This window comes from Acidisarcina polymorpha (assembly GCF_003330725.1).
Taxonomy (GTDB): domain Bacteria; phylum Acidobacteriota; class Terriglobia; order Terriglobales; family Acidobacteriaceae; genus Acidisarcina; species Acidisarcina polymorpha.
The window spans coordinates 4,638,171-4,650,963 of sequence record NZ_CP030840.1 but is presented as its reverse complement, the minus strand read 5'-3'; the positions used below and the strand labels follow the sequence as shown (position 1 = coordinate 4,650,963).

At 56.4% G+C, this 12,793-nt stretch carries 8 protein-coding genes; 5 read left to right on the top strand and 3 right to left on the bottom strand.

Annotation, left to right across the window (positions count from 1 at the left end):
- Positions 1-6 precede the first annotated feature (6 nt).
- Together ACPOL_RS19690 and ACPOL_RS19685 are read left to right on the top strand one after the other, a co-directional pair.
- The gene (locus ACPOL_RS19690; protein WP_114208562.1) at positions 7-2,823 is read left to right on the top strand and encodes a serine/threonine-protein kinase; all 2,817 of its coding nucleotides are present in this window, start codon (positions 7-9) and stop codon (positions 2,821-2,823) included.
- Positions 2,824-2,838: 15 nt separating this feature from the next.
- The gene (locus ACPOL_RS19685; RefSeq protein ID WP_201758906.1) at positions 2,839-3,423 is read left to right on the top strand and encodes an ECF-type sigma factor; all 585 of its coding nucleotides are present in this window, start codon (positions 2,839-2,841) and stop codon (positions 3,421-3,423) included.
- 395 nt (positions 3,424-3,818) lie between these two features.
- On the opposite strand, the gene ACPOL_RS19680 is transcribed toward ACPOL_RS19685, so the two are convergent.
- Genes ACPOL_RS19680 through ACPOL_RS19670 form a run of 3 tightly spaced genes read right to left on the bottom strand, consistent with a single transcriptional unit; the run spans position 3,819 to position 9,718 of the window.
- Positions 3,819-5,270 carry a TolC family protein gene (locus ACPOL_RS19680; protein ID WP_114208561.1) on the bottom strand — a complete coding sequence of 484 codons (1,452 nt, stop codon included), beginning with the start codon at positions 5,268-5,270 and terminating at the stop codon, positions 3,819-3,821.
- Positions 5,267-8,473, bottom strand: coding sequence for an efflux RND transporter permease subunit (locus tag ACPOL_RS19675; RefSeq protein WP_114208560.1), 3,207 nt, complete (start codon positions 8,471-8,473; stop codon positions 5,267-5,269). The genes ACPOL_RS19680 and ACPOL_RS19675 overlap by 4 nt, the downstream gene beginning before the upstream one ends.
- A 3-nt stretch (positions 8,474-8,476) precedes the next feature.
- A complete protein-coding gene (locus ACPOL_RS19670; protein ID WP_114208559.1) occupies positions 8,477-9,718 on the bottom strand; it encodes an efflux RND transporter periplasmic adaptor subunit in 1,242 nt (413 codons plus the stop codon).
- 319 nt (positions 9,719-10,037) lie between these two features.
- Here ACPOL_RS19670 and ACPOL_RS19660 point away from each other — a divergent pair, with 319 nt between their 5' ends.
- The 3 genes from ACPOL_RS19660 to ACPOL_RS19650 all read left to right on the top strand — a co-directional run bounded on the left by ACPOL_RS19660 (position 10,038) and on the right by ACPOL_RS19650 (position 12,790).
- The gene (locus ACPOL_RS19660; RefSeq protein ID WP_114208557.1) at positions 10,038-10,769 is read left to right on the top strand and encodes a response regulator transcription factor; all 732 of its coding nucleotides are present in this window, start codon (positions 10,038-10,040) and stop codon (positions 10,767-10,769) included.
- Positions 10,766-12,205 carry an ATP-binding protein gene (locus ACPOL_RS19655; RefSeq protein WP_114208556.1) on the top strand — a complete coding sequence of 480 codons (1,440 nt, stop codon included), beginning with the start codon at positions 10,766-10,768 and terminating at the stop codon, positions 12,203-12,205. The genes ACPOL_RS19660 and ACPOL_RS19655 overlap by 4 nt, the downstream gene beginning before the upstream one ends.
- A 261-nt stretch (positions 12,206-12,466) precedes the next feature.
- Positions 12,467-12,790, top strand: coding sequence for a hypothetical protein (locus ACPOL_RS19650; protein ID WP_114208555.1), 324 nt, complete (start codon positions 12,467-12,469; stop codon positions 12,788-12,790).
- Positions 12,791-12,793 lie beyond the last annotated feature (3 nt).

Genomic DNA, 12,793 nt, shown 5'->3' with positions numbered 1-12,793 from the left:
TAGGCTGTGCCGACGCTTTTAACATCCCGAGATTGGATTCGCCTGCAAGAGATCTTCGATGCCGCCGTGGAATTGCACGGTGAGGAGCGCTCGAACTATCTCGAGCAGGCTTGCGTGGAAACCCCCGATGTGCGCCTCCGAGTGGAATCACTCATTGCTTCGTTTGAGGCCGGAACAAAGCTAGGCGAGTTGGTTGGGGCGGCCGCGAGTCAAACTCTGGACGTTTCGCTCCCAGCTTTGGGTGGACGCGTAGGCCCTTATCGAATCACCGCAATCCTTGGCCGGGGCGGTATGGGAGTTGTATATCGAGCCACTCGTGACGACGCCGAGTATGAGAAAGATGTAGCCATCAAGGTGGCTGCGATCAGTTTGTCAACCGGCGACTTTCGGGAGCGATTCCTAAGCGAACGTCAGATACTGGCGAACCTCGACCACCCGCACATTGCACGGCTTCTTGACGGGGGTACGACAACCGATGGGCTTCCGTTTGTCGTCATGGAGTACGTTCCCGGCAAGCCGATCGACATCTTCTGCGCCGATGCGGCGCTTGATCGTCGCGCGCGGGTGCGACTTATGGTCATCGTGGCTAGAGCGGTGGACTACGCGCACCAGCACCTAGTAGTTCATCGCGACCTGAAGCCGGACAACATCCTCGTTACGGCCACGGGTGAGCCCAAGTTGTTGGACTTCGGTATCGCCAAGGCTCTCGATCCAGGAGCAAAGGGCCTTCCGGGTGTACACACAATCGACGGGACTCGGTTGATGACGCCGGACTACGCAAGCCCGGAACAGGTGCGCGGGCAAGCCATTACCACGGCGACAGACACTTACCAGCTTGGCATACTTCTATACCAGTTGCTTACCGGCTTGAGGCCTTTCAAGCCGACTGGCAGCATGGGGGAATTGGAGCGGGCGATATGCGAATCGACACCGCCAAAACCGAGGCTGGATGCGGACCTTGACCGTATTTTGCTGCATGCGCTCGAAAAGGATCCCGCCCGCCGTTATGCCTCAGCCGGAGCACTTCAAGACGATCTTGAACGATATCTCAATGGCTATCCAGTTCGCGCCCGCTCTCCCTCTTGGCCCTATCTAACTGCCAAATTTGCTAGCCGTCACCGATTTGCCGTAGCTGCTGCGAGCCTCTTCCTGCTGTTGCTGACAAGCTTCGCTATTGGTATGGCGATCTTCGCCCGCCGCGCCTCTCAGCAGGCCCGGATTGCAAACGAGACCACGGCTTTTCTGCTTGGGCTTTTCGAGGCCAATGACCCGGAACAGGGCCGTGGCGATAAGATCACAGCTCGCGAGTTGTTGGATAAAGGCGCCAGCCACCTCAGCGACAGCGCTGACCAGGATCCCGTTGTTCAGGTGCGCCTGCTAGACAGCATGGGGACCATTTACAACGCCCTTGGGGCGTCGGACAAGGCAAAGGAGATGCTCGAGAAGTCGCTGCGCCTTCGCCTGGAGCGTCTTCCGAAAGACGATGTCGCGGAATCCGACACGTTGGCTCGCTTGGCCGACGTTGAAACCGACTTAAGCCACTACGATCAGGCAATCCAACTAAGTCAACGCGCGCTCGCCGCCTATCGCCGCCGTTTTGGAAACAAGTTTGGGGGGAAGGACGAACGCATTCCCACTCGTCTGGCAAGGATCAGTTCAGACTACTGGGAACAGGACAAGATGTCGCAGGCGGAAGCGTATGAGCGGGAGGCTTTAGAACTCAGCACCCGGCTGGTCGGGCGCCATGATCCGCGCACACTGGAGATGATTGGCGATCTGGGGACCATCGTCGACCTTGAAGGCAAGGCGCTCCAGGCAGAGCCCTACTACAACGAGTTTCTTTCCGCAGAGCAAGCGCTCAGGCCTCGCAATCTCCCCAACCTTGGCCTGGCTTGGAATTACAACGGCTGGCTTCACTACCGCCTCGGCAAATTTGCCCAGTCTGAGCAGGAGATGCGCAACGCACTCGCCCTCCGCATTCAGGCCTACGGGGAGAAACACCCGGTCACAGCTGGCGCGCAGACAAGCCTGGCTTACATATTGCTCAACCGCAACAAAGCGGATGAGGCGCTCTCCCTCGCCACTCAGGCCAAAGATACTGTGACCTCTCTCTATGGACCGACTCACCGCGAGACCGCCTTCGCGGAAGACTCCCTTGGTCTCGCTCTGCTCGCCAAAGGGCGCACAGCCGTGGCGCGGCGGCACTTTGAGTCTGCGCTGGCTGCCCGTCTCATCTTGTTACCGCCCGATCACATGCAGATCGGCAAGACCTGGATGTTCCTCGCCATGGTAGATTTTGCCGCCGCCGACCTTCCGCTGGCCGCTGAGGAGAGCCGCAAATCCATTGAGATCATGCAGCGGGTGTATGGCCCTCATGGGCATCCCCAACTGGCGGAATTCGACGCTGTATTACTGGAGATTCTGTCGGCACAGCGTAAGCTGTCGGAGGCCGAGGAGTTCGGTACTCAGTCGGTGGCCAAGTTCCGCCAGACGCTTCCGCCGGGAAATCCTCGGCTTGCGGCAATTCTGTCCGGTTTGTCCTGGGCACTCTATCGCGACGGCAAATTCGATCAGGCGGCGCCACTTTTCCGCGAGGCTCTGTCGATCGATATCGAGACGTATGGACCTGCCGAGGTTCAGACTGCCCAAGTAGGCGTCCGGCTTGCCGCTTGCTTATCGGCCTTAGGACGGCGGCAAGAAGCCGAAATACTTGTGCACAAATATGGGGCAGCGTTGCTCGCCTCCCCCAATGAAACCTATCATGAAGAGCGGGAATGGCTGAAGGCGCATAGCTCGTTCGTCAAACCAACACAGATCCTGTAATCAGAGAAGGCTTTCATGATGGCGGAGTCAACCTCGCAGGTAACCCGGCTGTTGCATGCATGCCGCTCTGGCGACTCTGACGCATTGAACCAGCTCTTGCCCTTAGTGTACGAGCAACTTCATTCGTTGGCCGCGAACTATATGCGTCGTGAGCGCGGCGAACATACGCTTCAGGCTACGGCCCTGGTTCACGAGGCTTATCTCAGATTATTCGATGAAACAACTGACTGGGTAGATCGCGCTCACTTTCTGGCCATTGCCGCCATCACCATGAGACGCATTCTGGTAGAGCACGCGCGATCCAGCAGAAGGATCAAGCGAGGAAGCGGTGCGAAGAGGATTGAGTTAGACGACCTGCTTCAAATTCAACCGCCCATGGATCTCGACGTGTTATCACTTGACTTTGCCTTGTCGCGATTGACAGAGCAGGACGCGCGCAAGGGGCGCCTTATCGAATTGACATACTTCGGCGGAATGAACGCCGCAGAAACCGCTATTGTCTTAGGGGTTTCGACTGCCACGGTCAACCGTGATTTGAAATTAGCGAAAGCCTGGCTCAGGAACGAGATCGGCAGTGCACAAGCACGCTTAGAATCATGAATGCCAATTTCACTTGACTGACCGCTTCTGAGGAGTCGTGTTTTTGGCCGGCTCATTGCACCTCGTCAGAATGATAGTTGGCCGAGTCGTCGCCGATGAAACTCTGCGGGCGCATAAACCGAAAACAGTCAGCGTGCGGCAGTCTGCCGTGCTGGCGCTGCACCTGCGGTCTGGGTCGTCAGTTGAGCGAACAGAAACCGCGCTTCGAAAGCTGCACCCGGGAGTTTTGCTAGGATGAGGCTTCTTAATGACAGCCAATCATCAGCGGCATTGAGTTCGCGGGTCTGAAAGCTCACGACAGCCTGGAGTTTTCCAGGAAGTCTCTAGCAAACAGGATTCGTTCAATCCTGATCTCTGGCCTCGCAGGCTAAAGTCGCGACTGAATCATCAGACTCCTACGGAGTGAGTTGACCGCGGGCGTAGTCTAGCGTTCGTAGCGCAAGCAGATAGTCGTATCGTGCGTTGACGGCGGCCACTGCAGCCTGGGTGGATTGGAGCTGCGCCTGCGAAAGCTCAACGATCGAACTAAGACCTAACTTATAGCGGGTTTGCGCCAGGGCAAGAGCTTGAGCAGTCTGGCGCCGGAATTCGTCGGCGACTGCTATACGGCGAAATGCGGTTTGGGCATTGAGTATGGCGACGCGGACGTCGCGGGCTATGTTGTCCGTTAGCTCGCGGGCTTGTTGTTCTGTTGCTTTCGCGCGGAGCCTGGCTTCCTGGGTTTGGGCGGTGATACGGAAGCCGGTAAAGGCCGGAAGAGTGAGGTTTACGCCGCCAGCGGCGTACCAGTCTGGCACATAGACACCGGCAGGCCCCGCCGGAGTGATGCCGCCCGTTCCCTGGGCAGTGATGTTGGGAAGATGCTGTAGGAACTGGGCTTTGGCGAGTTTCCGGAAAGACTCGGCGTTGAGCTTGAGGCTTTTCAAGTCTGGCCGTTCCATTTCTGCGGCAGCAGTGATGACAGCAGTGCTGGAAGTCTCGGGCGGGGGCGGAGCCGCCCGGTCTGGGTCTTCGATGGCTTTGTAGAGTGTCTCTGGCGGGGACGCGAGAAGAGCGGCGAGCATGGCACTTGCAGAGGCTACAGCATTTTCGGCGTCGAGTTCGAGCAACTGCGATTGCGAGAGGTCAGCGGAGGCTATGTTGAGGTCGAGATTGCTTTTGAGCGCGGATTTGGTTAGAGCCGAAGTCAGGTTCTGAACATCTCCCCGGGCGCTCACCGTAGCGTTAGCGACATCCAGGAGTGACTGGGCATCTACCAGACGGTAGAAGGCTTGGTCCGTAGCCAGGAGAACATCTTGTTGCGTGGCGAGAGTGGTTTGATTTTGTGCTTGCTGCTGGAGTTTGTTGGTGGCTACGAGAAAGCGCGTATGGCCGAAGTCCGTAATGAGTTGCGAGAGAGTACCACCCGCGCCGAAGTGCGAGTAGAGCCGTGAGGAAGTGAGCCCTGCACCGGCACCGATGCGACTCGCGTCTTCGGCACCTTCGCCAGTGAGATAGCCAGTGACCTGCGGCAGGGCGGCCGAACGAGTCTCCCGCGTGACCTGTCCGGCAGCAAGGGCCAGGAGTTGGCTTGCAGTGATACGGGGATTGTTCTTGAGTGCTAAGCGCTCCGCGTCTGAACGTGTGATCGAAACCGTCGGGGTGTCGGGATTGACAAGCGGAGGGGGCTGTTTCCTCGACTGTTCAGAGTTCGGTGTTGTCGTCTGAACTGAACTCGGTGGAGGGGATGACAGGTTGAGCGCCACGAACTCGGGTGCGGGCGGGGAATTTCCCCGCTGGGCAGACATCACCAGAGGAGCGAATGCGAAGGTCGTAGCAACTGTGAGGCTTCTAAAAGAAGATCTCATGCGTGAGCCTCCGCCGGGTTTGCCGTGGCCCTTTCGTTTCGCTCTTCAATCCGGCGATGGATCAGCAGGTATGCGCTCGGCACCAGAAAGGCCGTCACGATACCGGAGACAGTCAGGCCTCCAAGAATCGCACGAGCCAGAGGAGCGTACTGCTCGCTTCCGGCCTCAAGCGCCAGCGCCATCGGTATGAGGCCGAGCACGGTTGCCAACGTAGTCATGAGGATCGGACGCAAGCGAACCTTGCAGGCCGTAATGATCGCCTCTTCCAGCTTCAGTCCCTGGCCGCGCAACTGGCCGACGAATTCGACGATCAGGATGCTGTCAGATACGACAATGCCGGTCATCATAAGAACCCCCATCAAGCTCATGATGTTCAGCGTGGTGTGCGTGGCGAGCAGGAACAGGATCACACCGGAAATGCCGGGAGGAATAGCCAACAGGATGATGAAAGGATCGACGAAAGATGCGAACTGCGCCATAAGGATTAGAAAGACGAGGACAATGGACAGGATGAGCCCGATGGCGAATGATTTGAACGATTCGTTCATATTGTTGACTGAACCCCGTACAGTCAACACCGTGCCATGCGGCGGATTCGCATCTTTCACGATCTTCTGAACGTCACCGCTGATGCTCGAAAGATTTTCTAATTTGGGCATGACATACACATCGAAGACCCTGCGGAGTTGGTAGTGGTCTACCTCGGTTGGCGTATTGATCGATTTGATGGAGGCAACGGATTCGAGCGGTGTCGTATTCTTGCCATCTGCTGACCTCAGCGGGATCTGTTTGAAGTCGTTCAAAGTCTGAACCTGCGTTTCGGGATATTGCACCGTCAGCATGTAGTTGTTGCCGCTCTTAGGGTCGATCCAGTAGCTTGGCGCAACCTGTCCGTTCGATGTCATCGCCGTAATGACACTGTCCACGATCGTCTTTGGGGTCAATCCTTCCAGGCTTGCTTGCTGACGATCGATGTCAAGGGCCAGCCCTGGATAGTCGATATCCTGCGGAATTAGTACGTCACTGACCCCGTGAAGGGCTCGCAATTTTTGCGCAAGTTGCTGCGCGACCTGATACCCACCTTCCATATTGTTGCTGCTTACCTGGATGTCAAAGGGGGCAGGCAAACCTTGGTTCACGATGGAATCCACCAATCCGCCAGACTGGAAATATGTCTGAACTTCGGGAAGGTCCGAGGCCAGTTTTGCCCGTACACGCTTCATGTACTCGAAGCTGCTGAGGCTGTGGTCTTCCTTTAAGCTGACCTGTACAAAGGCGGTGTGCATCCCCGAATTGGGCGTGTAAACAGCGGAAAGATCAGGAGTCACTCCGATGTTGGACACGATCATGTTTAGATCTTTTGCGTCAACAACTGCGCGGATGTCATTCTCAACCCGCGAGATGTACTGGTCCGTCAATTCGATGCGAGTCCCCGACGGGGCCTTGACACTGATGACGAACTGTCCGGGATCGGTACGCGGGAAGTATGCGTGTCCCAGGAATGGAGAAAGTGCAAAACTCAGAAGCACGAACGCCGAGAACACTATGACCACGAGCGCCGGCTTCCCGAGACAATAATGAATTGCACTGTCGTAACGGGTCTGCAACCAACCGAACGCCTCATTGAAGCGGTAGACGATCCTTGCGAACAAGTTCTTGGGCGCATGACTTCCGCGCATATGCTCCGGGATTGGATCGTCGGCTTGGGCGGATTCATGTTCCGTGCCGTGCCCTGTCTCCTTGATGAACTTCGAGCAAAACAGCGGCACGACAGTCATCGCGACGACATAAGAGCAGAAGAGCGCGATGACCACTGCCAGAGCTAGAGCAGTGAAGAGATACTTACTGACGCCGGTGAGCAAGACGACCGGGAAAAACACAATGGCAGTGCTGAAGGTCGCTGCCAAAACGGCCAGTGCAACCTCCTTTCCGCCTTCCTCGGACGCCTTGATGCTGTCTTCGCCCATCTCAAAGTGACGGAAGATGTTCTCCAGCACAACGACGGAGTTGTCGATCAATCGCGAGAGAACGAGCGCCATACCGCCCAGAACCATCGTGTTGATCGAGTTCCCAAAAGCGTTCAAGACGAGAAATGTGGCGATGCAGGAGATTGGGATAGACAGCAGCACAGCAATCGTGGCGCGCACGTTACCGAGGAACAGCAAGATCATGATGCCGGTGAGACAGAGTCCTATTGCGCCCTCACTGATTACGTTCTTGATCGCCGTCTTCACAAACACTGACTGGTCAAAGACAACGGCAGTCTTGAGATTTGCTGGGATATCAAGCAGATGGGCCGTTGCTTTCCGAATGCCATCGACAATAGTGATGGTGTTTGCGCCACCTCCCTGCTTGAGCACCGGAATGTAGACGGAGTGCTGGCCATCGACGCGAACGATGTTGGTCTGGAACTGTCCTCCATCGACCGCATGGCCTACGTCGCCCACGAGGATAGAAGCATTGCCCACAGTCTTGAGGGGAATGCTGTTGACATCATTTGGGGTTGCGACTTGGCTATTCGCATAGATGTTGTAGTCCTTTGGCCCAATGCGGACATCGCCGGCCGGCAGAATCAAATTGGAGTCGTTGATGCTGTGAACGACGTCCATGACGCCAAGCTGCGAGGCCTGCAGCTTGAGCGGATCGACGTACACCATGATCTGCCGGTACGTTCCTCCATAGGGCTGAGGAACGGAAGCACCTGGGACGTTTGCAACCTGATTGCGCACGTTGAACTGCGCTGCATCTTTGAGTTGCGTCTGGTTCATTCCCGCACCCTTCAGGGTGATCAGACAGACAGGAAGATTCGCCGCGTCAAAGCTCAGAACGACGGGCGGCAGGGTTCCCGGTGGAAGGCGACGTAAGTTAGCCATCGCAAGATTCGAGATATTGCTGACGGCAGCCGTCGGATCGGTGCCAGGCTGGAAGTAAATCTTGATAAGGCTGACGCCGCTCATCGAGCGGGATTCGATATGGTCGATATTGCTCCCCAGCGTGAAGAAGCGCTCATCACTATCCGTGATATCGGACTCAATCTGCTCAGGCGGCATACCGGAGTAGAAGGTAGCGACTACAACGACAGGAATCTTGACAGGTGGGAACAAATCCACCGGCATATTTGTGATCGCGGCAACGCCCACAACGATGCTGGAAAGGCAAACCATCAGGATGAAAAACGGATAACGGATCGCAAAGGAGGACATAAACTACTGGGCGCCCTTCTGGTAGTTGGCAAGATCGCTGGGGGCGGGCTGAGGCTTTACCGCTTCGCCAATCTGAAGCGTAGAGAGCCCACCGATGATGACCCGGTCTCCTGACTGAAGTCCCGAAGTGATCTCCTGGGCGTTAGCGCTGGCAATTCCAAGGACGACTGGGCGCTTTTGAACATGGTTGCCACTGTCTACAAGCATCACCGAAGGTTGGTCGCCTTGAATGATGGCGCTGGCCGGAACGATCAGCGCGTTGTCCTTTTCCTCCAGATTGAACGTCACATCCGCATACATGCCCGGAGTCAAGGTCAGGCTTGGGTTCTTGACGTCAACCTCCGTCAACATGGTGCGCGTTGAATTCGATACGTCGCGGGTGAACCGGACCACAGTGCCGGAAAATGATTGACCAGTTGCTTGCACATGCACCATCACCGTCGAACCCTCGTGAACCATCGGAACGTCCCTTTCCGGCACCGGCATCCGCAGGCGAAGCACGTCGCTTTGGGCCAGTCTTACCACGGCCTGATTCAAACCTTCAGCAGTGCCAGCCGGAATTAGCGCGCCGGTATCCGCGTAGCGCATGGTGACGACACCGCTGTAAGGGGCGGTGATTGTTGCGTACTGCTCCATGCTGGAAACGCGGAGGTTTTCGGCACGAGAAACGCCAAGTTGCCCTTGCGCTGCAGCAACTGCGGACTTAGCCGCGTCTACCTGGGCCGCTGCCGCCAGATCTTTGGCGCGGGCGTCGTCTAGCTCCTGCGCTGCTACCAGACCTGGTTGTAGATCGAAGGCCTGTTTAAGCCTCACATAGTTCGCGTGAACAGCGGCGTAGCCGGCCTCCTCCCGCGAGACCTCATTCTTTAGGCGTGTGATGTTCTGCTCTGTCTGAGTAACGCCGGCTTGGGCGCCGGCCACCTCTGCCTGCAACTCAGGAACCTCAAGCACAGCTAGAGTCTGACCCTGGCGGACTCGATCACCAATATCGACGTAGATGTGACGGATATAACCGGAGACCTTCCCGTGAACGTCGATCTCCTGGAACGGCTGAAACACGCCTGCGACAGTGAGTTCGTTCGCAATCCGTCCCACCTCCGCCGTCGCTACCGACACCGCGGGTGCCGGACGCGAACCATCCGCATCGGGGGTTTCGTCAGAGCGCCGGTGGCGCATGAAAGCAATCCCAATGGCAATCACGACAAGACAACAGACGGTGATAGGTATCAAGCGCCTATTGCGCATCGTGGATCTTTCTGTTTTGGGAGATCATTGCTTGGGGTCGCATCGTCAATGCTGTTTCGCCGACCGCGGAGCAGGTTACGCATGCAATGTTGGGAAAGTCCATGTCAAGGCTTCTCTCCGAAGCTGGAGGAGTCTCGGGTGTCAAGGCTTTCGAGGAAAATAATCCGGCACGGATACCGACGCTGACAACCGACATGGTCAACTCCTGAACGGCGATACGTCTCGCCTTGACACGAGTTCACCACATAGATTCCTGACATTGCCTTACATTTCCTGACATGCCGTGTGCGGCACTTGTGCCGTGCGGCAGTCAAAGCCCATGATTGCTCAAAGGAGTCTCACTTTGTCTACTGCTTCCCCTCGTCAGCGAATCCTTATTGTCGAGGATGACAAGAAGATGGCTAGATCCCTACGTGAAGGGTTTGATGAGCGTGGATACGACGTGCAAGTGGCTTCCAGCGGAGAAGAGGGATTCTTTGTTGTCTTCAGTTTTCGTCCCGACTTGCTCGTCCTCGATCTCAACCTGCCGGGACGCGGCGGCCTGGAAGTTCTTAGACAGCTTAGAGAGCAGGCGCTTGATCTGAGAATTTTGGTACTCACCTCTCACAACGAATTGGAAGAGCGTGTGCAAGGATTGCGTGAAGGAGCCGACGACTATCTCGGGAAGCCGTTTGCATTCTCTGAATTGATGGCACGTGTCGAGGCATTGCTTCGCAGAGGTCAGCCCACTGCGCCTTCGCACTCTTTAGCCGTGGCTGACCTGATCCTCGATCTGACACTACGCCGCGCGCAACGGTCGGGAATCAGTCTGGCTCTCACGGACCAGGAGTTCGACCTCCTCCTCTATCTGGTCGAGAATCGCAATCGAGCGGTGTCCCGCGAGATGCTGGCGCGTGATGTATGGCATGAGACTTCCCGCTTTACACCGATCGACAATGTGATTGATGTCCAGATGGCCAGACTGCGCCGGAAGGTCGATGAGCCCTTTGAAACCAAACTCCTCTATACGGTTCGTGGCGTTGGATTCAGTCTCCGGGAGCCACGCCCATGAAACGGCCCTCGTCTAGGAGTATTCGGGCGCGCCTGACATTGTGGTACGTCGCTGTCCTGGCGCTCATTCTGGCGGTATACCTAGGCGTAGTTTTCTTTTTTCAACTTGCGCTTCTTGAACGGCAGATGTATCACGACGCCGTGCAGGATGTCGAAACGGTAGAAGCCTTGTTCTTCTTCGACCCATCAGGCCAATTGCAGCTTCAACAAAATTACTTTGTCCACCCGCAGAATCGTCTGCTTGTCGATCGGTTGGTGGAGGTGCAGAATCTCTCCGGGCAAGTGCTCTATCGCAGCTCCACTTTGAAAAATCTCCCACTCGATGGAGCCCAATTTCCCAGCGAAGGAACGAACTCCTTCAATGAGCGCACAACAAAGCTTGCGGATGGATCGCGCGTATTTCTGGTAAGCCACGTTCACCCAGTTGAAGGCCATCCGCTGCTGATCCGCCTCGGATATCGTCTCAGCTCTCTCGAAAGCCGGATGCTTCAGTTCACTTTCGTTCTGCTGCTCGGCCTGCCCATCGCATTGATAGCAGCAGCTTTTGCCGGATACGGAATTGCGCGAAAGGCGCTCAGTCCGCTGGATGAAATGACAGAGAGGGCGGAGAGCATAACCTCAAAGAACCTGCATGAACGTCTTACCGTCGAAAATCCGGATGATGAACTCGGGCGCATGGCTCGCGTGTTCAACCATCTGCTGGGTCGTCTTGAGAGGGCCTTTGCCGAGTTGCAGCGGTTTACTGCGGATGCCGCGCACGAACTTCGGACGCCCTTAGCGTCTGTTCGAACCACCGGGGAGTTGGCTCTTGAACGCAATCCGGGAGCCGACGAGTTTCGCGAGACGGTCAGCAGCATGCTTGAGGAGACGATACGGCTCAATCAAACCATAGACGGTCTTCTAATTCTGGCCCGAACAGAAGCTCGACAGGTAGGTGAAACGGAAGAGCTGGTTTCCCTTCCTGAACTGGTTCACGAGATTTTAAAGCTGCTTGAGGTGGTCATCGAAGAACGTCGCGTATCTGTGTCGGAGGATCACGACGGCCATCCTGAGGTTCCAGTGTGTGCCGACCGCAGCTTTGTAAGGGCAGCGATCCTGAATGTACTTCACAATGCCATCAAGTTCAGTCCGCCAGGATCACGTCTTCAGATTGCCTACTCAAGCGCGACGCTCGAATCCAAGCCTGCCGAGCGGGTGTGCATTGCGGACTCAGGACCTGGAATACAGGCGGGCGAGCATGAACGTATCTTCGACCGCTTCTTCACCAGTCGGAACCCGGACACTCAACTCAGCAGTGGCTCAGGGTTGGGGTTGTCCATCGCGAAACTCGCGATTGACCGGTGCGGCGGTCGCATCTTCTTCGATAAAGCTGCCACCGAGGGCGCGCGCTGTTGCATTGATCTTCCTGTGGGTCAATGTCCACCAGAAAAGAAGTGATGGACTTCCATGCTTCTTGCCAACAGGAAAGGGCGATCGTCGCAAGCGTGCGATAAGTCGACGCGATTCAGATATAGACCATCAAGCCAACTTCTCGTCGGCAACTGCCGAGGCGACGCCACGGATCCATCAGACCGCAATCAGTCTCTGGTATTTCTATGGCTTCAGCAAGACACAGGCCACCGGCCATTCTTAGTGGTTGCCGCCCTGTTGCTTGCGCCCATGCTACGAGAGCGACATGATTGTTTGCGGAGCGGTGAGATGACTGGTGTTAGTGGGACAGAACTGCTGACATGGAATGGTGCGACGTTCACGAAATGGATGGGGTTTGTCGAGGAACATCCGGAACTGCTGGACGTGCCGTGTGACGTGCTGGATACGGGCACGGTGCGCGCTTTGCTGCACCACATTGTGATGGCGGAATTGAGGTACGCTCAACGGCTGTGCGGCGAAGTGGAATCGGATTATGAGGATGTGCCGCAGACTGTACCTGCGATGATCTCGACGCATGAGGGCATGAAGCAGCGGGTCGAGCGATTGCTATGGCGGTCCATTCCTTCTTTATCAGAGAACCATGTATTTTAGGGA

Bases quoted from the DNA above. Each gene is read 5' to 3' on its own strand.
- ACPOL_RS19655 (WP_114208556.1), top strand. From the start codon at position 10,766: ATGAAACGGCCCTCGTCTAGGAGTATTCGGGCGCGCCTGACATTGTGG.
- ACPOL_RS19680 (WP_114208561.1), bottom strand. From the start codon at position 5,270: ATGAGATCTTCTTTTAGAAGCCTCACAGTTGCTACGACCTTCGCATTC.
- ACPOL_RS19650 (WP_114208555.1), top strand. From the start codon at position 12,467: ATGACTGGTGTTAGTGGGACAGAACTGCTGACATGGAATGGTGCGACG.
- ACPOL_RS19675 (WP_114208560.1), bottom strand. From the start codon at position 8,473: ATGTCCTCCTTTGCGATCCGTTATCCGTTTTTCATCCTGATGGTTTGC.
- ACPOL_RS19685 (WP_201758906.1), top strand. From the start codon at position 2,839: ATGATGGCGGAGTCAACCTCGCAGGTAACCCGGCTGTTGCATGCATGC.
- ACPOL_RS19660 (WP_114208557.1), top strand. From the start codon at position 10,038: ATGATTGCTCAAAGGAGTCTCACTTTGTCTACTGCTTCCCCTCGTCAG.
- ACPOL_RS19670 (WP_114208559.1), bottom strand. From the start codon at position 9,718: ATGCGCAATAGGCGCTTGATACCTATCACCGTCTGTTGTCTTGTCGTG.